The organism is Nonomuraea sp. NPDC050478 (assembly GCF_044458265.1).
GTDB classification, from domain to species: domain Bacteria; phylum Actinomycetota; class Actinomycetes; order Streptosporangiales; family Streptosporangiaceae; genus Nonomuraea; species Nonomuraea ferruginea.
Genome location: NZ_JBITHT010000006.1, coordinates 1 through 18,874, shown reverse-complemented (window position 1 = coordinate 18,874; position 18,874 = coordinate 1). Strand labels below are relative to the sequence as shown.

The window sequence follows — 18,874 nt, the reverse complement described above, 5'->3', positions numbered from 1 at the left end:
ACCCATGGCAGCATCTCAGGGCGCGACCTGGCGGCTCATCAAGGCCGAGAGCACGTTGTGCGTCCGGGACAAGGTCGGCCCCCTGTGGGGCATCGGTTTCCCGCTGATCCTGCTGGTCATCCTCGGCAGCGTCTCCGATCTGCGGACGCCCGTGGAGGGTGGCGGCGGTCTGACGTACTTCGACCTCTACGTCCCTGTTCTGGTTCTGTTCAATCTGGCCATCCTGGCCACGGCCTCCCTGCCGACCACGCTCGCGGGATACCGGGAGAACGGCGTGCTGCGGCGCATGCGGACCACGCCGGTCGGCCCGGCCCGCGTGTTAGCCGCCCAGCTCGTGGCCAACTTCGCCATCGCGGTCGTCGCGATGGTCCTGTTCCTCGCGGTGGCCGGGTTCGGCTTCGGCGTCGGACTGCCGGAGCACCTTCCCGGTTTCGCCCTCGCCTGGCTGCTCGCGGCGGCCGCGCTGCTCGCGATCGGCCTGCTGATCACCGCGCTCGCGCCCGGGCGGGGCCCGGCCACGGCGATCGGCACGGTGCTGTTCTTCCCGATGATGTTCTTCGCCGGACTGTGGGTGCCGATCTCGCAGATGCCGCCGCTGCTGCGGGACATCGCCCACTACACCCCGCTCGGCGCCGGCATGGGGGCGTTCCAGGACGCGTACCAGGGTCACTTCCCGTCGGCCGTGCCGCTGCTGACCCTGGCGGCCTACACGGTGGTGTGCGCGTCCGTCGCGATCCGCTGGTTCCGCTGGGAATAGCCGCCCGGAATAGAATCCCGTAAGGGAGAGGGAGCCTTGAAGACTTCGCCACAGCCGCCGTTCCTTCTGGTCAACGTGGTGCCCTACGCGCTGCTGGCGCTCCTCGTCGCGATCCTGCTGGTCGTGGAGGACTGGGCGGGCGGCTCCTTGCTCGTCGACCTCGGCCTGTGCGCCCTGGCCGCCGCGTGGATGCTCGGCATGTTCACCCTGCGTCCCGGCTGGTGGGGCCGGCCACGGAGCATGGGGGCGTTCGTCGCGGGGCTGCTCGTGATCACCGCGGTCCTGGTGATCCGTCACCCCCTCTTCGGGCTCTTCACCCCCGCCGCCTACATCTACTCCTTCACGGTCCTGCGCTGGCCGTGGCGGCTGCTGGGGGTGGCCGCCACGGCGGTCCTGGCCGGTACGGCGCAGGCGTCCAACATCCCCAAGACCGACGCGCTCGGCCTGACGCTGCACGTGATCGTCATCGCCTTCAACATCGCCATGATGTGCGCCTGCGCCTGGGGCCTGTGGCTCGCCGAGAAGGAGGAGGAGCGGCGCGAGCAGACCCTCGGAGAGCTGAGCCGGACGAACCGGCTGCTGGAGGCGTCGCTCGCCGAGAACGCCGGCCTGCACGCCCAGCTGCTCGCCCAGGCGAGGGAGGCGGGCGTGCTCGACGAGCGCCGGCGGATGGCCCGCGAGATCCATGACACCCTGGCGCAGGGGCTCACCGGCATCATCGCGCAGCTCCAGGCGGCCGAGCAGATGCACGAGGTCCCGGCGCCGTGGCGCCGGCCCTTCGACGCCGTCAAGAACCTGGCGAGGGAGAGCCTGGCCGAGGCGCGGCGCTCGGTCGACGCGCTCCGGCCCGAGCCGCTGCGGACCGCGCGCCTGAGCGACGCCCTCGCCGACGTCGCCGGCCGGTGGTCGAGGCTGCACGGGCTCGCCGTTCAGGTCACGACGACCGGCACGGCGCTGCCGATGACACCGGAGGCCGAGTTCGCGCTGCTGCGCACGGCCCAGGAGGCACTGGCCAACGTGGCCAAGCACGCGCACGCGACCAGGGTCGGCGTGACCCTGTCCTACCTGGACCACGAGGTCGCGCTGGACGTACGTGACGACGGCAGGGGCTTCGACCCCGCGGGTCTCGACACGGACGGCGGGTCACCGCCGCCCCGCGGCGGCGGATTCGGCCTGACCATCATGCGTCAGCGCGTCGAAGGACTGTCCGGCACGCTGCGGATCGAGTCCGAGCCCGGAGCCGGCACCGGGATCTCGGCCTGCGTCCCCACCCTGCCGGCCGGGAGCCACGCATGACCGATCACGCGGCCACGGTCCGGTTGTTGATCGCGGACGACCATCCCGTCGTCAGGGACGGGCTGAGCAGCATGTTCGCCTCCGCGCCGGGATTCGAGGTGCTGGGCGAAGCGGCGGACGGCGCCGCGGCCGTACGGCTCGCCCAGGAGCTCCGGCCCGACGTGATCCTGATGGACCTGCGCATGCCGGGCATGGACGGGTTGACCGCGATCAACGAGCTGACCAGGCTGGGCGCCACCGCGCGCGTGCTGGTCCTGACGACCTACGACACCGACACCCATGTCCTCCCGGCGATCGAGGCGGGTGCGACCGGCTACCTGCTCAAGGACTCTCCCCGGGAGGAGCTGCTGCGAGGCGCGCGTGCCGCCGCCAAGGGCGAGAGCGTGCTGTCCCCCTCGGTGGCGGCACGGCTGATGAACCGGGTCAGGACCCCCGCGCCGCAACTGCTCAGCCGTCGTGAGCTCGAGGTCCTCGAACTCGTGGCGGCCGGGAACACCAACCGTGAGGCGGCCGCCCGGCTGTTCATCACCGAGGCCACGGTCAAGAGTCACCTTCTGAACATCTACGCCAAGCTGGGCGTGGGGGACCGCGCCGCCGCCGTCACCGAGGCGTTCCACCGAGGGCTGCTCGTCCCGCGATGACGCTGGAGATCCCCTTCTCAGTGCATCGAGATGTGCACGTGGTCGAAGTGGTTCTCGGTGATGCTGCCCCGGTCGGACATGCCGCTCCAGCCCGAGCCGTGGTTGATCCGCTGCTTCCAGATCACGTACTTCACGCCCAGCTTGCCGCGGTTCTGCACGGCCCATTCGGCGATGCGGTCGCCGAGGGCCGTGTTGGTCCCTGACGGCATCGAGCCGCCGGTGCTCATCATGAAGTCGCAGGCCCGGCCCAGCGGATGCTCGCCGCTCGACCCGGAGCGGAAGCAGCCCACGCTGAACGGCAGGGCGAAGTTCTTCGCGATCTCGGTCTTCATCAGCCGGGTGCGGGGCGTGATGTTGTCGGCGCCCGACGGGAGCTGCGGCGCCCAGGTGCCGTCGGAACGGCGGCCGGTGGCGATCGGCACCAGATCTTCCAGCTTCTTCTCGATGTCCTTGATGACGCCCTCGGCCTCTTCGCGCTGGCCGGCCACCTCGGCGGCGTCGGACTCGATCTCCTTGGTCAGCGCCGTGGCCTCGTCGGCCGCCTTCTTCGTCTCGTCGCGGGCCTCGGCCACCTTGTCGACCAGCGCCTGCTGCTCGGCCGTGAGCTGCGCCAGCAGGGCGGCGTTGCGGCCGTCGGGCAACTGGATCAGGCTCGGCAGCTGCATGCCACCGCTCTGGTACTGCAGCAGGGCCAGCTCGGCGACCCGGTCCTCGGCGGAGCTCAGGGTCTGCTCGGCGGTGGCCAGCCGTTTGTCGGCCTCCTCCGCCGCCTTGCGGGCCTCGGCCAGCTCGACGCGCTTGAGGTTGTAGCGCTCGATCAGCTTGTCGACCTTGGCGTTGAGCTGCTTCAGCTCCCTGCGGAGCTGCTGCTCGCCGGGCTTGGGGTCCGCCGCCGCGGACGTGGTAAGGGCCGGGGTGAAAAGCACCGCCGCGGCGGTGACGAAACCGATGGCAAGATGCGCGGGGGACGCTGCCGCCACGTGATGGGTCCTCTCCCTCTGCCGGCCGGGTTAGCTGACGGGTTCGGGTACGGGAGCGCTCCCTACCACCGAAGTGGATTCACCCCAAGTGCGATTGGGTCCCCGGCTCCTGGGCAACTCGCCCAGGATTAGGCATGTTCACACGGCGCTTTACGGTCGTGCTGGAAGGGATAGTAGTGGTAGATCACAAGTAATGCGAGTCAAACGGAAATCTCTTAGTGATCTACCTGTGATCGAAGCATGCGTGCGGCTTCTTCGGGGAGCACGTCGTTGACGAACGCGCCCATGGCCGACTCGGATCCTGCCAGATACTTCAGCTTGCCCGGGGCCCGCCTGATGGAGAACAGCTCCAGGTGCAGGTAGCCCAGCTCGCGGTCCTGCCGGACCGGCGCCTGGTGCCAGGCCGAGATGTACGGCATCGGCACCCCGAACAGCCCGTCCAGCGCGCGCAGCACCGAGGTGTAGAGCGGGGCGAACGCGGACCGCTCGGCCTCCGACAGCGCCGCCAGGTCGGGCACCTGCCGGTGCGGGTAGAGGTGCACCTCGAACGGCCAGCGCGCGGCCGCCGGCACGAACGCCGTCCACAGCTCGTTGGCCGCCACCACCCGGACCCCGGCCTCCCGCTCGGCGGCCAGCACGTCCGCGTACAGGTTGCGGCCCTGTCGCCGCTCCGCGTACCGCCGGGCCGCCCCGAGCTGCAGTTTGGTGCGCGGCGTCACGTACGGGTACGCGTAGATCTGCCCGTGCGGGTGGAAGAGCGTGATGCCGATCTCCTCGCCCCGGTTCTCGAAGCAGAAGACCTGCTCGACGCCCTCCAGCGCGGACAGCTCGGCCGTACGGTCGGCCCAGGCATCCATGACCAGCTCCACCCGGTCGTCGGAGAGCTGGGAGAAGGACGAGTCGTGCGTCGAGGTGAAGCACACCACCTCGCACCGCCCCATGCCCGGCCGGACCTCGCTCAGCCCCCCGACATCCTGATAAGTCCCGAGATTGCCGGAGAAGGAGGGGAAGCGGTTCTCGAACACGACCACGTCGTAGTCGTACGCCGGGATCTCCGACGCCCGCGTGTCGGACGACGGGCACAGCGGGCACTCGTCGGGCGGCGGCAGGAACGTCCGGGTCTGCCGGTGGCCCGCCATCGCGATCCACTCCTCGGTCAGCGGGTCGTAGCGCAGCTCCGACGCCACCGGCCGAGGGTCCAGCGGCCGCCGGTCGATCGCGCTGCGGTCGGCGCCGTCGCTCCGGTCGAAGTAGATGAGCTCCCGGCCGTCGGCCAGCTCGGTGATGGTGCGCTTCACGCTGCCCCCTCTGCGATGATCAACTCTCCGGCCCTGTCGGCCAGCTCCCTGCGTGCCTCCTCGGGCAGCCCCGCGTCGCTGATGACCACGTCGGCCTCCGTCAGCTCGGCGATGGTGCTGATGCCGACCGTGTTCCACTTGGTGTGGTCGGCCGGCACCACGAGCCGGTGCGCGGCGCTGACCAGCTCACGGTCGGTCTCGGACTCCAGCAGGTTGGGAGTGGTGAACCCGGCGCGCAGGCTCATCCCGTGCACCCCGAGGAAGAGCGTGTCGACGTGCAGGCGGCGGATCGCGGCCACCGCGACCGGGCCGACGAGCGCGTCGGAGGGGGTGCGCACGCCGCCGGTGAGCACGACCGTGCGGTCGGCGCGGGCGTTGCGGTGGAAGACGTCGGCCACCGGGATCGAGTTGGTGATCACGGTGAGCTCGGGCACGCCGATCAGATGGTGGGCCAGCGCCCAGGTGGTGGTGCCGGCGGACAGGGCGACCGCGGTGCCGGGGCGCACGAGCTGGGCCGCGCGGCGCGCGATGGCCTCCTTCTCCTGCTGCTGCCTGGCCGACTTGGCGGTGAAGCCGGGCTCCTCGGTGGAGCCGGGACCGACCGCGGTGGCGCCGCCGTGGACCTTCTCCAGCAGCCCCCGGTCGGCGAGCACCTCCAGGTCCCGGCGGATGGTCATGTCGGAGACGCCGAGCTCGCGCACGAGGTCGGCCACCCGGACACCGCCCTTGCTGCGCACGCGTTCGAGGATCGCCTGCTGGCGCTGCTGTGCGAGCACGCCCCCGCTCCTTCCAACAGATTCCACCAAATTATGACACGAATATGTTGGGGAATGTTAGGTAACCCCAGGCCTTGCCGGGAAGCCGGTGAAGAGGGACGTTGGGTCGGATCCCGTACCCCGACCACCGGGAGGTGACCGTATGGCCAGGCGCGCACGCAAGGGCAAGGCACGCAAGAAGAAGAAGGCCAACCACGGCAAGCGCCCCACCGCGCGCTGACGGACACCGCCGCCCGCCCGGCGGGCGGCGGGTCCTCGTTCACGCCGGCAGCCCGCTCAGCGCCTCGTCGATGCGCTCCTGCGGCAGCGCGAAGTCCTCCATCTCGCCCGACAGGTAGCGCTCGTAGGCGGCCAGGTCGAAGTGGCCGTGCCCGCACAGCGCGGTCAGGATCACCTTCTCCTCCCCGCTCTCCTTGCAGCGCAGCGCCTCCGCGATGGTCTCGGCCAGCGCGTGCGTCGGCTCCGGTGCGGGCAGGATGCCCTCCGTCCTGGCGAAGCGCACCCCCGCCTCGAAACACTCCCTCTGCGAGCGGGTGACCGCCTCGAACATCCCCAGCTCGTACATGTGCGACAGCAGCGGCGACATGCCGTGGTAGCGCAGCCCGCCCGCGTGGATGGGGTCGGGCACGAAGTCGTGGCCCAGCGTGTGCATCTTCATGAGCGGGGTGAGGCCCGCCGTGTCGCCGAAGTCGTAGGCGTAGCGGCCGCGCGTGAACGACGGGCACGCCTCCGGCTCGACGGCCCGGATGACCGGGTCGATGTTCCCGGCCAGCTTCTCGCGCAGGAACGGGAAGACCAGGCCGCCGAAGTTCGACCCGCCGCCGGTGCAGCCGACGATGACGTCCGGCATCTCCTCCAGCTGCCCCAGCGCCTCCTCGCCGATCACCGTCTGGTGCATGAGCACGTGGTTGAGCACCGACCCGAGCGCGTACCGGGTGTCGTCGGCCGACGCGGCGACCTCGACCGCCTCGCTGATCGCGATGCCCAGGCTGCCGGGGGAGCCGGGGTACTCGGCCAGCACCTTGCTGCCGGCCTGCGTCACGGGCGACGGGCTGGCGTGCACGCTCGCCCCGTACACGCGCATCAGCGCCGAACGGTACGGCTTCTGGTCGTAGGAGGCCCGCACCATCCAGATCTCGCAGTCGAGGCCGAACTGGGCGCAGGCGAAGGCCAGCGAGCTGCCCCACTGCCCGGCGCCCGTCTCGGTGGTGAGCCTGCGCACGCCCTCCTGGGCGTTGTAGTACGCCTGCGGGACGGCCGTGTTCGGCTTGTGCGAGCCAGCCGGGGAGACGCCCTCGTACTTGTAGTAGATGCGCGCCGGCGTGCCCAGCGACTTCTCCAGGTTGCGGGCCCGCATAAGCGGGGTCGGCCGCCACAGCCGGTAGACGTCGAGCACTTCCTGGGGAATGGGCACGTACCGCTCCTGGCCGACCTCCTGACGGATGAGCTCCATCGGGAACAGCGGCGCCAGGTCATCGGGACCGATCGGCTGCCTGGTCGCCGGGTGCAGCGGCGGGGGAGGCGGGGCGGGCAGATCGGGAACGATGTTGTACCAGTTGCTGGGGATCATCGTCCCAGTCTGCTCCCGCCGCCGGTCACGATCCAGTCCCGTCAGGCGCGTCGCTCCGCGTCGACCTGGCGGCGCACCTCCGGCACGACCTCCTCGGCGAACCTGGTCAGCTGCTCCCGCTGGTCGCCCTCCGGCCACAGGATGAACGTGTCCATCCCGTAGGCCACCGCCAGGTCGGTCAGCTCGTCCACCCACTGCCCGGCCGGGCCCTTGAGGAAGCCCTCGCTCGGGCCTCCGGTGATGGTGCCGTTGACGTTGTAGAGCCTGCGCACGTCCCGCGGCCGGCGATCCGCCTTCTCCGCGGCCTCGTCGATGCGCGCCTGCAGCTCGGGCAGCCGCTCCGGCGGCGCCCACGACGAGGACGGCAGCCACCCGTCGGCGGCCCTGCCGGTGAGCGCGAGCGCCCGCGGCCCGCCGACGCCGAGCCAGATCTCCATCGGGTGCGCGGGCTCAGGCCCCGCCTGCGCGCCGCTGAGCCGGTAGTGCTCGCCGTCGAACCGCCGGTTGCGCTCGCCGCTCCAGATCGCCCTGACGACCGCGACGGCCTCCTCCAGCGCGCCGATCGCCTGCCCGGGCGTGCGCCGCGCTCCTCCGTACGCCTCGATCGCGTCCCAGAACGCCCCGGCGCCCAGCCCCAGCTCCACCCGGCCGCCGCTGAGCAAATCGAGGGTGGCCGCCGCCTTGGCGAGCACGGCCGGCTGCCGCATCGGCAGGCTGGCCACGTCAGGGAACACCCGCACCCGTTCGGTGGCCGTGGCGATCACGCTCAGCAGCGTCCAGGTCTCCACGTAGCGCCGCTGGTACGGGTGATCCTGCACACCGATCAGGTCCAGCCCCAGTCCGTCGGCCAGCCGCGCGTACTCGACCAGCGGATCATCGGCATAGGGCACCAGGAAGTAGCCGAACTCCAGCGGACGTCCATAATCAGCCATAACCGTCACCTACCCGTTCACGGCCCGGATCGCCAGCCGATCCGGATGGTCCGCCCGTACCACCACATCCGCGGCCTCCTGCGGCCGCACCTCGCGCTCGTACCGTTCGTACGCCGGCAACCGCCACCGCTCCTCCGCGGGCGTGCGGCGCTCCAGCGCGCCCCGGGAGAGCCACACGTGCACGGCCAGCTCGACCGGCAGCCCCCGGCCCAGCAGCAGCGTGCCGTCGAGCAGCAGCACCCCGCCGGGCGGCAGCGTCCGGTACGGCACGCGGTAGGCGCGGTCGGCCCCGCTGTCCCACAGCGCGGGCAGCACCCTCCCCGAGCGCCCCGGCCCCAGCGGCTCCAGCACCTCGCGCAGCAGCGCCCCGGTGTCGAGCCACTCGTCGTAGAACACGTCCGGATCCGTGCGCCCGAACTCCAGCCGCAGCGACGCGGGCCGCAGGAAGTCGTCCGCGGACACCCGCAGCACCTCCCGCCCGCGCACCCGCAACGGCCCCGCGAGCCGATCGGCCAGCTCGCCCGGCCCGGCCGCCGGCGCCCCGTCGACCACCACCCGCACCCACGCCTCGCGCGGCCACCCCGCGACCCTGTCGGCGAGCTCCTCGGCCAGCCCCTCGGCCGAGATCGGTCGTACACCCATCACCCGAGCCTACGAGCCGCCCGCTCCAGGACGGCGGGCCTCACCGAGTGCCTTGTGATAGATCGCACTGGCTTCACCCCGGCCACTGACTACCCGGAGTCTTCGCGATCGTCCGAGAGCCGAGTGTCCCCGCCGGGGGCGCTTCCGCAGAACAGCTTCCAGAGATGGATGCTCATCACGACGAACAGGGCGACTCCGCCGAGCATGATGACGAGGGCGCAGAGCGCGTACGGATGGAAGATCACGGGGCCTCCTGCCGTCGTGCTGATCATAGGCGACCCGGGGTTCCATCAGACAACAGCAAGGCCCAGGCGGCGGGATCGTCTCCCTGGCCTGGGCCTTCGCATGTGGAGCGGACGACGGGAATCGAACCCGCGTAGCTAGTTTGGAAGACTAGGGCTCTACCATTGAGCTACGTCCGCGCGAACCGGTCGAAGTCTGGTCTAGACTGCATCCGGTCGTCAGGGCGTAAGCGTACCGGAGTCCCGGAGCGCGTGCGTACCCCGGCGCCACGGGGCGTGGCGCAGCTTGGCAGCGCGCTTGCTTTGGGAGCAAGAAGTCGCAGGTTCAAATCCTGTCGCCCCGACCAGCCTGAAAGCCGCTTCCTGAGACCGGGAGCGACCGGCGGAGCCGGCCGTCACAGGTTCTCGGACGACCCTGTGCCGGGACGCCTGGCCCGGGTCGTAGGAGGTCGGGTGGTGTGCTCGTCCGCCGTGGCCTGAGAGGCCGGTCCGGAGTCGCATGGTTCGCCCGGTGCGGCACAATGCCCCTGTGATACGCACTTCCTCCTTGGCCGCCGGCGCGGCCGCGGTGTTCGTGGTGACCGCCTTCGTCGTGGAAGGGCGAGGGCTGGTGGCGTTCCTCTGCGTGATGGCGCTGCTCTGCCTGGGCGCGTGGTTCTTCCTGGACCGCCGCGGCTCCTAGGGCCGGTCTGTCAGGGGCCGGCGTGGAAGAGCGCCCAGACGGCCTTGCCGCCGCGCCTCAGCGGGTCCCAGCCCCAGCACTGGCTGTACGTCTCCACGATGTAGAGCCCGCGGCCGTTCTCCGAGATGAAGTCGGGCTCCTTGCGCCGCGGCACGTCGTCGCTGGGGTCGGCGACCGCCAGCAGCACGTGCGGCGCCACCCTCATCAGCAGCAGGGTGATCTCGTTGCTGCCGTGCGCGTACATGCCGTACCTGACGGCGTTCGTGACAAGCTCGGAGACCACCAGGGCGGCGTCGTCGCCCAGCTCGGACAGGCCCCAGCGGGCGAGGGTGGAGCGGGTGACGTCTCTGGCCGTCTTGACCGAGTCGGCCTGGAACGGGAGGGGGCACGCGGTGGTGTACGGCTTGGCCGACGTGAGCAACTGGTCGAACCCCACCTCACGGGTGATCTGGAGGCAGTCGGCAGTGGCCAGAGGATCCTCCACCATCCCGCCGTTACCTCCCAGTTGCCATCGGCTTAGTGCATGTTTGGCCCAAAATGCACTAAGCCATCATGGGTCACGACCGGGCGTCGCTGCAAGACCCGAATGCACGTGCATTCGCAAGGTGCAGCAGCATGGTCGATGTACCGGAACATATCCGAATCGGACACCGAGCTGAGACCTTGTCATACCCGGCGATGTGGTGTCACTGTGTGGTGCGGACCTTGATAGGAGGCAAAGTGACGCAGAACCAGCCGGGTTCCGGCCCTACGGCGCTGCGCATCCTTCTGGGCTCCCAACTCCGCAAGCTCAGGGAGAGCAAGGGCGTCACCCGCGAGGAGGCGGGGCACCTCATCAGAGGCTCCGAATCCAAGATCAGCCGCATGGAGCTCGGCCGGGTCGGCTTCAAGGAGCGTGACGTCGCCGACCTGCTGACGCTGTACGGGGTGACCGACGACCAGGCGCGCGGCGCCGTGCTCGACCTGGTGGCCACGGCCAACGAGCCGGGCTGGTGGCACCGCTTCAACGACATCCTCCCCACCTGGTTCCAGGCGTACGTCGGCCTCGAAGAGGCGGCCGCCCGGATCAGGACGTACGAGGTCCAGTTCGTCCCCGGCCTGCTCCAGACCAAGGAGTACGCGCGCGCGGTCGTCACCGCCGGTTCCGCCGGACTCAGCCCCGACGAGATCTCCCGGCGCGTCGACCTGCGCTTGGAACGTCAGCGGCTGTTCGACAAGCCCGACGGCCCGGTGTTCTGGGCGGTCATCGACGAGGCGGCGCTGCGCCGGCCCATCGGCGGCGCCGAGGTCATGCGCGCCCAGATCGAGCATCTGATCGATCTGATGCGCCAGCCGAGCATCACGATTCAGATCATGCCGTTCAGCTTCGGCGGTCACAGCGCGGAGGGCGGCGCGTTCGCCATCTTGCGCTTCCCGGACAACGACCTGCCCGACGTCATCTACGTCGAGCAGCTCGCCGGCGCCCTCTACCTGGACAAGCGTGAGGACGTCGATCGTTACACCGAGGTCATGGAACGGTTGTGCGCCGTCAGCACCACGCCTGACGAGACTGTGGAGCTGCTGCGCGCCATCGCGGATGAGTTCTGAGAGCTGCTGGGTCTGCCCTAGACTGACCGTGGCGCTTGGATGCCGCCGTTGCGGAGCATGCCCAGCACCGATTACGTGGGCGCGGCGCGCGAGCCGTACCGAATGGACGCGCCTGCGAACACTCGAAGCTTGATCAAGGAGACCACCCCGTGAAGACCGCTGTCGAGGAGCTCAGCCCGACCCGGGTGAAGCTCACTGTCGAGGTGCCGTTCGACGAGCTGCGCCCGAGCATGGATGCGGCGTACAAGAAGGTCGCGCAGCAGGTGCGGGTCCCCGGGTTCCGCCCTGGCAAGGTCCCGGCGCGCATCATCGAGCAGCGCTTCGGCCGGGCGGTCGTCCTGGAGGAGACCCTCAACGAAGCGGTGCCCAAGCTCTACGGCCAGGCCGTCGACGAGGTCGACGTGTTCCCGGTCAGCCAGCCGGACATCGAGGTCACGAAGATCGAGGACGGTGAGCAGATCGAGTTCACCGCCGAGGTCGACATCCGTCCCAACTTCGACGTCCCCGACTACCAGGGCGTCGAGATCACCGTCGACTCCGCCGAGGTCGCCGACTCCGACGTCGACGAGCAGCTCGACGCGCTCCGCCAGCGTTTCGCCACGCTGACCGGCGTCGAGCGCCCGGCCGCCGTCGGCGACTACGTCGTCATGGACCTGCGGGCCGAGATCGACGGCGAGAACATCGAGGAGCAGCAGGCCAGCGAGGTCTCCTACGAGGTGGGCGCCGGTTCCGTGCTCCAGGGCCTCGACGACGCCCTCGTGGGCATGTCCGCCGACGAGGAGAAGAGCTTCCGCACCGAGCTCGTCGGCGGTGAGAACGCCGGCCAGGAGGCCGACGTCATCATCAACGTCAAGTCGGTCAAGGAGAAGGTGCTTCCGGAGCTCGACGACGAGTTCGCGCAGCTCGCCAGCGAGTTCGACACGCTCGACGAGCTCAAGGGCAGCATCCGCGAGCAGGTCCGCCGCACCAAGCTCATCGACCAGGTGGTGCAGGCCCGCGACAAGGCGCTCGACACGCTCCTGGAGAAGATCGACGTCCCGATCCCCGAGAGCGCGCTCAAGGCCGAGATCGACGCCCGCAAGCACAACCTCGAGCACCAGATCGCCGAGAGCGGCCTGAGCCGCGACGCCTACTTCCGGCTCTACCAGACGACCGAGGAGGAGCGCTTCGCCGAGTTCGAGACCGCCTCGGCCCGCGCCATCAAGGTCGGCTTCGTGCTCGACAAGATCGTCAAGGCTGAGGAGCTCGGCGTCTCCGAGCAGGAGCTCACCAACTTCGTGGTCCGCCGCGCCATGGAGATGGGCGTCCAGCCCAACCAGCTGGCCCAGCACCTCGCCGACAACGACCAGCTGACGCTGGCCATGGTCGAGATCGTCCGCGACAAGGCCAAGGCCGTGCTCGGCGATGCCGCCAAAGTCGTCGACAGCGAGGGCGGCGAGGTCGACCTCAAGGCCATCTACACCGAGATCAACGGCGAAGAGGCCTCCGAGGAGCCGGCTGAGGAGTCCGAGGAGCAGAAGGCCGAGGCGTAGCCACGCACACGCCCGTCCGGAGCCTCCGGCCGGCCCGATGTCGCGGGCGGGCCGGAGGCTTCGTGCGTTCCCGGCGGCATGCGCCGTCAGCGAACACCCCGTGGACCGGGCATGACCTGTGGGCGGCGCGCGTTAGGGTCACAAGCAAAGCCCATCGATTACGACGCATCGGAAGGTGAAGCTGTGAGCAGCCCGCCGACCTTCTTCCAGCCTGAGTCGCGAGGCCGTGAAAACGGCTCGGCCTTCCGGCTTGAGGATCAGCTTTACCAGCGCCTGCTGCGCGAGCGCATCATCGTGCTCGGTCAGGAGGTCAACGACGAGATCGCCAACCGGATCTGCGCCGAGCTGCTGCTCCTGGCCGCTGACGATCCGGAGCGCGACATCACTCTCTACATCAACTCGCCGGGCGGCTCGGTCAGCGCCGGCATGGCGATCTACGACATGATGGAATACGTGCCCAACGACGTCTCCACGGTCGTCATGGGCATGGCCGCCTCGATGGGGCAGTTCCTGCTGTCGGCGGGCGCCAGGGGCAAGCGCTACTCGCTGCCGCACGCGCGGGTCATGATGCACCAGCCGTCCGGCGGCATCGGCGGCACGGCCGCCGACATCGCCATCCAGGCCGAGCAGATGCTCTACGTGAAGAAGATGCTGGCCGAGCGGATCGCCGCCCACACCGGGCAGCCGCTCGAGGTCATCGAGCGCGACTCCGATCGCGACCGCTGGTTCACGGCCGACGAGGCCAAGGACTACGGCTTCATCGACCACGTCGTGCGCAGCGCTCGGCAGGTGCCCTCGCAGGGCCCCGTCTCCTAGGGGGAGCAAGTGAACATCCAGAGCCGTTACGTTCTCCCCTCCTTCGTCGAACGCACGTCCTACGGCGTGAAGGAGATGAACCCGTACAACAAGCTCTTCGAGGACCGCATCATCTTCCTCGGAGTGCAGATCGACGACGCGTCGGCCAACGACGTCATGGCCCAGCTGCTGACGCTGGAGTCGCTCGATCCCGACCGTGACATCAGCATCTACATCAACTCGCCCGGCGGGTCCTTCACCGCCATGACGGCGATCTACGACACGATGCAGTTCGTCCGGCCGGAAATCCAGACCGTCTGCCTCGGCCAGGCCGCCTCCGCCGCGGCTGTGCTGCTGGCCGGCGGCACGCCGGGCAAGCGGTTCGCGCTGCCCAACGCCCGGATGCTGATCCACCAGCCGTCCACCGAGGGCGGCGGCCAGGGCAGCGACATCGAGATCCAGGCCAGGGAGATCCTCCGCATGCGCTCGCTCCTCGAGGAGATCGTGGCGCGGCATGCCGGACGGTCCGCCGCCGAGGTCCGAAAGGACATCGAACGCGACAAAATTCTCAACGCCGATGAGGCGAAGGCGTATGGTCTGATCGATGACATAATCCCGTCAAGGAAGAAGCGAGCTCAGCCCGTAGCTTCCTAGACGAGACGTGAGGCACCGGAGCGCTGCCCAAGAGGGCACGTTCCGGTGCGACTCGCCGCTAGGGGGCTCACTGAGGGCCCAGAAGACGGTAACGTCGAAACCTGAGCGGTTCGGACCGGGTCCGGAGGATACGGATCGCGGAGAGCAGGGCGGTCCCACGCAAAGGAGTATCTGGGGTGGCACGCATCGGCGACGGGGGAGACCTGCTGAAGTGCTCGTTCTGTGGAAAGAGCCAGAAGCAAGTCAAGAAGCTCATCGCCGGTCCAGGCGTCTACATCTGCGATGAGTGCATCGATCTCTGCAACGAGATCATCGAGGAGGAGCTCTCCGAGTCCTCCGAGCTCAAGTGGGACAACCTGCCCAAGCCGAGGGAGATCTACGAGTTCCTCGACGCCTACGTCATCGGTCAGGACAAGGCGAAGAAGGCGCTCTCGGTGGCGGTCTACAACCACTACAAGCGGGTGCAGTCCGGCGACCGGGGCAGAGACGACGGCCTTGAGCTGGCCAAGAGCAACATCTTGCTGCTCGGACCGACAGGCTCGGGCAAGACGCTGCTCGCGCAGACCCTGGCGAAGATGCTCAACGTGCCCTTCGCCATCGCCGACGCGACGGCCCTCACCGAGGCCGGCTACGTCGGCGAGGATGTCGAGAACATCCTTCTGAAGCTCATCCAGGCCGCTGACTACGACGTCAAGAAGGCCGAGACCGGCATCATCTACATCGACGAGGTCGACAAGATCGCCCGCAAGAGCGAAAACCCGTCGATAACGCGTGACGTCTCCGGCGAGGGCGTGCAGCAGGCGCTGCTGAAGATCCTCGAAGGCACGACGGCCTCGGTGCCGCCGCAGGGCGGCCGCAAGCACCCGCACCAGGAGTTCATCCAGATCGACACCACCAACGTGCTGTTCATCTGCGGTGGCGCGTTCGCCGGCCTCGAAAAGATCATCGAGTCGCGGGTCGGTCAGAAGGGCATCGGCTTCAACGCCATCATCCGGTCGAAGGAAGAGGCCGACACGGCCGACATCTTCGCCGACGTGATGCCCGAGGACCTGCTGAAGTTCGGCATGATCCCCGAGTTCGTCGGGCGCCTGCCGGTCATCACCTCGGTCCACAACCTCGACCGCGAGGCCCTCATCCAGATCCTCACCGAGCCGCGCAACGCGCTGGTCAAGCAGTACCGCAAGCTGCTCGAACTCGACGGGGTGGAGCTGGAGTTCACCGACGGCGCCCTGGAGGCCATCGCCGACCAGGCCATCCTGCGCGGCACCGGCGCCCGCGGGCTGCGCGCGATCCTGGAGGAGGTGCTCCAGTCCGTCATGTACGAGGTGCCCTCCAGGCAGGACGTCGCCCGGGTCGTCATCACCCGCGAGTCCGTGCTCGAACACGCGATCCCGACCCTCGTACCCCGCGACCAGCTCGCCGCCAAGCAGCAACGCACTCCACGAGAGAAGTCGGCCTGAGCCTCCCAGGCAAGGCCAGCGCCCCGTGGACACCCTCCATGGGGCGTTTCCCTTTCCCGTCTCCCTAGAATTGGTCACCGTGACAACGCCAGAGCTGCCCACCCAGTACACCCCGGCCGACGTCGAGACCCGCAGCTACGAGCGGTGGGTAACCGAAGGCTACTTCCACGCCGACCCGGGCAGCTCGCGCACGCCTTACAGCATCGTCCTGCCGCCACCCAACGTCACCGGCTCGCTCCACATCGGCCACGCGCTCGACCACTCGGTCCAGGACGCGCTGACCCGCCGCGCCCGGATGCGCGGCCACGAGACGCTCTGGCTGCCCGGCATGGACCACGCCGGCATCGCCACCCAGAACGTCGTCGAGCGTGAGCTCGCCAAGCAGGGCATGTCCCGCCACGACCTGGGCCGCGAGGCGTTCGTCGAGCGGGTCTGGGAGTGGAAGGAAGAGTCCGGCGGCAAGATCCTCGGCCAGATGCGCAAGCTCGGCGACGGCGTCGACTGGTCGCGCGAGCGCTTCACCATGGACGAGGGCCTCTCGCGGGCCGTCCTCACCATGTTCAAGAAGCTGTACGACGACGGGCTGGTCTACCGCGCCGAGCGCATCATCAACTGGTGCCCGCGCTGCCTGACGGCGCTGTCCGACATCGAGGTGGAGCACAGCGAGGACGACGGCGAGCTGGTCTCGATCCGCTACTCCGACGAGATCGTGGTGGCCACCACCCGGGCCGAGACGATGCTCGGCGACACCGCCGTGGCCGTCCACCCGTCCGACGAGCGCTACGCGCACCTCGTCGGCACGACCGTCGAGCTGCCGCTGACCGGCCGCCGCATCCCCGTCGTGGCCGACGAGCACGTCGACCCCGAGTTCGGCACCGGCGCGGTCAAGGTGACCCCCGCCCACGACCCCAACGACTTCGAGATCGGCCGCCGCCACTCGCTGCCGTCCATGACCGTCATGGACGAGCGCGGCGTCATCACCGCCCACGGCCCGTTCCAGGGCCTCGACCGGTTCGAGGCACGCCCGGCCGTGGTCGCCGCGCTGCGCGCCGAGGGCCGCATCGTCGAGGAGAAGCGCCCGTACGTCCACTCGGTCGGCCACTGCTCGCGCTGCAAGACCGTCGTCGAGCCGAGGCTGTCGCTGCAGTGGTTCGTCAACGTGGGCCCGCTGGCCAAGGAGGCCGGCGACGCGGTGCGTGACGGCCGCACCAGCATCCACCCGCCGGAGATGGCCAAGCGCTACTTCGACTGGGTCGACGACATGCACGACTGGTGCATCTCCCGCCAGCTCTGGTGGGGCCACCGCATCCCGGTCTGGTACGGCCCCAACGGCGAGGTCGTCTGCGTCGGCCCCGACGAGACGCCGCCCGAGGGCTACATCCAGGATCCTGACGTCCTCGACACCTGGTTCTCCTCCGGGCTGTGGCCGTTCTCCACCCTGGGCTGGCCCGAGCGCACCCCCGAGCTGGAGCGCTTCTACCCGACCTCCGTCCTGGTGACGGGCTACGACATCCTGTTCTTCTGGGTCGCCCGGATGATGATGTTCGGCCTGTACGCGATGGACGGCGAGCCGCCGTTCCGCGTCGTCGCCCTGCACGGCATGGTCCGCGACCAGTACGGCAAGAAGATGTCGAAGTCGTTCGGCAACGTCGTCGACCCGCTCGACTGGATCGAGCGCTTCGGCGCCGACGCCACCCGCTTCACGCTCCTGCGCGGCGCCAACCCCGGCGCCGACGTGGCGATCAGCGAGGAATGGGCGGCCGGCTCGCGCAACTTCTGCAACAAGATCTGGAACGCGACCCGCTTCGCGCTGATGAACGGCGCTGCCGTGGGCCCGCTCGACGACGCCGAGCTCACCGCGGCGGACCGGTGGATCCTCTCCCGGCTGCAGAGCGTCATCACGGCGGCCGACGCCGCCCTGGAGGACTACGAGTTCGCCAAGGCCTCCGAGCTGCTCTACCACTTCGCCTGGGACGAGGTCTGCGACTGGTACCTGGAGCTGGCCAAGATCCAGCTCGGTGAGGGCCTCGACCACACTCGGCTGGTGCTCGGCCAGGTGCTCGACGCGCTGCTGCGGCTGCTCCATCCGCTGGTGCCGTTCGTCTCCGAGGAGCTGTGGCGGGCCTTGACCGGCGCCGAGTCCATCGTCGTCGCCCCTTGGCCCCAGGCCGACCCCCGCTACGCCGATCCGCGGGCGGAGGCGGAGGTCGCCGCCCTCCAGGAGGTCGTCACGGAGGTCCGCAGGTTCCGCTCCGACCAGGGTCTCAAGCCCGGCCAGAAGGTGGCCGCCAGGTTGGGGCTGGCGGGCAGCGCCGTGGAGCGGCAGGAGGCGGCGATCCGCTCGCTGCTCCGCCTCACCGAGCCGGCCGAGACGTTCTCGGCGACGGCCCGGCTGACCGTGGGCGGCGTGACCGTGGAGATCGACACCGCCGGCGCCATCGACGTGGCCGCCGAGCGCAAGCGCCTGGAGAAGGACCTCGCGGTCGCGCGCAAGGAGGCTGCTCAGGCGGCCGCCAAGCTGGGCAACGAGCAGTTCATGGCCAAGGCGCCCGACGAGGTCGTGGCAAAGGTCCGGGCGCGTGCCGACCAGGCCGAGGCCGACATCGCGCGCCTCGAAGGGCAGCTCGCCGCTCTGAGGGTTTGAGCCATACGGACGGGGGGAAGGCCTATTCGTTACCGAGAACAGGTCTTCCGACCCCGCAGGGGCTGCTAGAGTTTTCTGTGTGGGGCGGAGCTCGCCCCGACAACCCAACTGATGGCCCGGGGCTTCCGGTCTGGTTCGATGCGCGTCATTGGACAGAGGCTGAAAGTTCAGGTAAGTTAGAAGGGTTGCCTCGGAAGAGGCGTCCGGAAGATCCCGGAATCAGGCGGTTTGCGAAAATCGTCCAGATCTGGTAAACTTCGGAAGACGAAACGAATGAACGCCTCTTCGGCGGGGGCCGCTGGTCGGGTCTTGCCGGGGTGTACGCGTCCGTTTCTTGAGAACTCAACAGTGTGTTAAAAGCCAGTGCATGATGCACAACCCCGTCA

The 18,874-nt window shown here is 69.2% G+C and carries 19 protein-coding genes, 2 tRNA genes and 1 riboswitch; of the genes, 12 read left to right on the top strand and 9 right to left on the bottom strand.

Translation table 11 applies throughout. The annotated features are described in order from the left end of the window. Positions 1–4 precede the first annotated feature (4 nt). From ACIBF7_RS29090 to ACIBF7_RS29080, 3 genes are read left to right on the top strand one after another with little or no spacing between them, the layout of a single operon-like run. Positions 5–757: an ABC transporter permease gene (locus tag ACIBF7_RS29090; RefSeq protein WP_397198600.1), complete on the top strand. Its 753-nt coding sequence runs from the start codon at positions 5–7 to the stop codon at positions 755–757. Positions 758–793: 36 nt separating this feature from the next. Continuing rightward, positions 794–2,053: a sensor histidine kinase gene (locus ACIBF7_RS29085; protein ID WP_397198599.1), complete on the top strand. Its 1,260-nt coding sequence runs from the start codon at positions 794–796 to the stop codon at positions 2,051–2,053. Continuing rightward, positions 2,050–2,694 carry a response regulator gene (locus tag ACIBF7_RS29080; protein ID WP_397198598.1) on the top strand — a complete coding sequence of 215 codons (645 nt, stop codon included), beginning with the start codon at positions 2,050–2,052 and terminating at the stop codon, positions 2,692–2,694. The genes ACIBF7_RS29085 and ACIBF7_RS29080 overlap by 4 nt, the downstream gene beginning before the upstream one ends. A 17-nt stretch (positions 2,695–2,711) precedes the next feature. Here ACIBF7_RS29080 and ACIBF7_RS29075 read toward each other — a convergent pair whose 3' ends face one another. The 3 genes from ACIBF7_RS29075 to ACIBF7_RS29065 all read right to left on the bottom strand — a co-directional run bounded on the left by ACIBF7_RS29075 (position 2,712) and on the right by ACIBF7_RS29065 (position 5,748). Beyond that, the gene (locus ACIBF7_RS29075; RefSeq protein WP_364237156.1) at positions 2,712–3,674 is read right to left on the bottom strand and encodes a hypothetical protein; all 963 of its coding nucleotides are present in this window, start codon (positions 3,672–3,674) and stop codon (positions 2,712–2,714) included. Between the two features lie 5 nt (positions 3,675–3,679). Continuing rightward, a riboswitch (cyclic di-AMP (ydaO/yuaA leader) is annotated at positions 3,680–3,819 on the bottom strand. A 70-nt stretch (positions 3,820–3,889) separates the two neighbouring features. Then, positions 3,890–4,972, bottom strand: a complete 1,083-nt coding sequence (galT, locus tag ACIBF7_RS29070; RefSeq protein ID WP_397198597.1) for a galactose-1-phosphate uridylyltransferase — start codon at positions 4,970–4,972, stop codon at positions 3,890–3,892. Next, positions 4,969–5,748 carry a DeoR/GlpR family DNA-binding transcription regulator gene (locus ACIBF7_RS29065; protein ID WP_148029954.1) on the bottom strand — a complete coding sequence of 260 codons (780 nt, stop codon included), beginning with the start codon at positions 5,746–5,748 and terminating at the stop codon, positions 4,969–4,971. The genes galT and ACIBF7_RS29065 overlap by 4 nt, the downstream gene beginning before the upstream one ends. A gap of 142 nt (positions 5,749–5,890) precedes the next feature. On the opposite strand from ACIBF7_RS29065, the gene ACIBF7_RS29060 reads away from it, so the two are divergent. Beyond that, complete coding sequence (locus tag ACIBF7_RS29060; protein WP_371252575.1) at positions 5,891–5,968, top strand: 50S ribosomal protein bL37; 78 nt, start codon at positions 5,891–5,893, stop codon at positions 5,966–5,968. A 39-nt stretch (positions 5,969–6,007) separates the two neighbouring features. On the opposite strand, the gene ACIBF7_RS29055 is transcribed toward ACIBF7_RS29060, so the two are convergent. The 5 genes from ACIBF7_RS29055 to ACIBF7_RS29035 all read right to left on the bottom strand — a co-directional run bounded on the left by ACIBF7_RS29055 (position 6,008) and on the right by ACIBF7_RS29035 (position 9,314). Then, on the bottom strand, positions 6,008–7,318 hold the full coding sequence (locus tag ACIBF7_RS29055; RefSeq protein ID WP_397198596.1) for a TrpB-like pyridoxal phosphate-dependent enzyme: 1,311 nt from the start codon (positions 7,316–7,318) through the stop codon (positions 6,008–6,010). Positions 7,319–7,359: 41 nt separating this feature from the next. Continuing rightward, positions 7,360–8,250 (bottom strand): LLM class flavin-dependent oxidoreductase, encoded by an 891-nt coding sequence (locus ACIBF7_RS29050; RefSeq protein ID WP_397198595.1) that lies wholly within the window; start codon positions 8,248–8,250, stop codon positions 7,360–7,362. 9 nt (positions 8,251–8,259) lie between these two features. Next, positions 8,260–8,892, bottom strand: coding sequence for a uridine kinase (locus ACIBF7_RS29045; RefSeq protein ID WP_148029957.1), 633 nt, complete (start codon positions 8,890–8,892; stop codon positions 8,260–8,262). 89 nt (positions 8,893–8,981) lie between these two features. Continuing rightward, the gene (locus tag ACIBF7_RS29040) at positions 8,982–9,137 is read right to left on the bottom strand and encodes a hypothetical protein (protein WP_187281011.1); all 156 of its coding nucleotides are present in this window, start codon (positions 9,135–9,137) and stop codon (positions 8,982–8,984) included. A 103-nt stretch (positions 9,138–9,240) separates the two neighbouring features. Next, positions 9,241–9,314 (bottom strand) — tRNA-Gly (locus ACIBF7_RS29035). A gap of 90 nt (positions 9,315–9,404) precedes the next feature. Between ACIBF7_RS29035 and ACIBF7_RS29030 the strand changes: the two genes are divergently transcribed. Beyond that, positions 9,405–9,481, top strand: a tRNA-Pro gene (locus tag ACIBF7_RS29030). 182 nt (positions 9,482–9,663) lie between these two features. After that, entirely contained in the window at positions 9,664–9,816 is a 153-nt protein-coding gene (locus ACIBF7_RS29025; protein ID WP_187281012.1) for a hypothetical protein, read from the top strand. Positions 9,817–9,826: 10 nt separating this feature from the next. Here ACIBF7_RS29025 and ACIBF7_RS29020 read toward each other — a convergent pair whose 3' ends face one another. Further along, positions 9,827–10,303: an ATP-binding protein gene (locus tag ACIBF7_RS29020; protein ID WP_148029960.1), complete on the bottom strand. Its 477-nt coding sequence runs from the start codon at positions 10,301–10,303 to the stop codon at positions 9,827–9,829. 233 nt (positions 10,304–10,536) lie between these two features. Between ACIBF7_RS29020 and ACIBF7_RS29015 the strand changes: the two genes are divergently transcribed. The 6 genes from ACIBF7_RS29015 (at position 10,537) to ACIBF7_RS28990 (ending at position 18,488) form a co-directional block, all read left to right on the top strand. After that, the gene (locus tag ACIBF7_RS29015; RefSeq protein WP_397198594.1) at positions 10,537–11,403 is read left to right on the top strand and encodes a helix-turn-helix domain-containing protein; all 867 of its coding nucleotides are present in this window, start codon (positions 10,537–10,539) and stop codon (positions 11,401–11,403) included. A 149-nt stretch (positions 11,404–11,552) separates the two neighbouring features. Continuing rightward, on the top strand, positions 11,553–12,935 hold the full coding sequence (tig, locus tag ACIBF7_RS29010) for a trigger factor (RefSeq protein WP_148029962.1): 1,383 nt from the start codon (positions 11,553–11,555) through the stop codon (positions 12,933–12,935). A 183-nt stretch (positions 12,936–13,118) separates the two neighbouring features. Beyond that, positions 13,119–13,751, top strand: a complete 633-nt coding sequence (locus tag ACIBF7_RS29005; RefSeq protein WP_148029963.1) for a ClpP family protease — start codon at positions 13,119–13,121, stop codon at positions 13,749–13,751. 9 nt (positions 13,752–13,760) lie between these two features. Then, positions 13,761–14,384 carry an ATP-dependent Clp protease proteolytic subunit gene (locus ACIBF7_RS29000; RefSeq protein ID WP_148029964.1) on the top strand — a complete coding sequence of 208 codons (624 nt, stop codon included), beginning with the start codon at positions 13,761–13,763 and terminating at the stop codon, positions 14,382–14,384. Positions 14,385–14,560: 176 nt separating this feature from the next. After that, entirely contained in the window at positions 14,561–15,844 is a 1,284-nt protein-coding gene (gene clpX / locus ACIBF7_RS28995) for an ATP-dependent Clp protease ATP-binding subunit ClpX (protein ID WP_148029965.1), read from the top strand. A 70-nt stretch (positions 15,845–15,914) separates the two neighbouring features. Continuing rightward, the gene (locus ACIBF7_RS28990) at positions 15,915–18,488 is read left to right on the top strand and encodes a valine--tRNA ligase (protein ID WP_397198593.1); all 2,574 of its coding nucleotides are present in this window, start codon (positions 15,915–15,917) and stop codon (positions 18,486–18,488) included. Positions 18,489–18,874: the final 386 nt, after the last annotated feature.

Coding starts and splice junctions, on each gene's coding strand:
- ACIBF7_RS29090 (WP_397198600.1), top strand. CDS start 5: ATGGCAGCATCTCAGGGCGCGACCTGGCGGCTCATCAAGGCCGAGAGC.
- ACIBF7_RS29080 (WP_397198598.1), top strand. CDS start 2,050: ATGACCGATCACGCGGCCACGGTCCGGTTGTTGATCGCGGACGACCAT.
- ACIBF7_RS29060 (WP_371252575.1), top strand. CDS start 5,891: ATGGCCAGGCGCGCACGCAAGGGCAAGGCACGCAAGAAGAAGAAGGCC.
- ACIBF7_RS29055 (WP_397198596.1), bottom strand. CDS start 7,318: ATGATCCCCAGCAACTGGTACAACATCGTTCCCGATCTGCCCGCCCCG.
- ACIBF7_RS29050 (WP_397198595.1), bottom strand. CDS start 8,250: ATGGCTGATTATGGACGTCCGCTGGAGTTCGGCTACTTCCTGGTGCCC.
- ACIBF7_RS29045 (WP_148029957.1), bottom strand. CDS start 8,892: ATGGGTGTACGACCGATCTCGGCCGAGGGGCTGGCCGAGGAGCTCGCC.
- ACIBF7_RS29020 (WP_148029960.1), bottom strand. CDS start 10,303: ATGGTGGAGGATCCTCTGGCCACTGCCGACTGCCTCCAGATCACCCGT.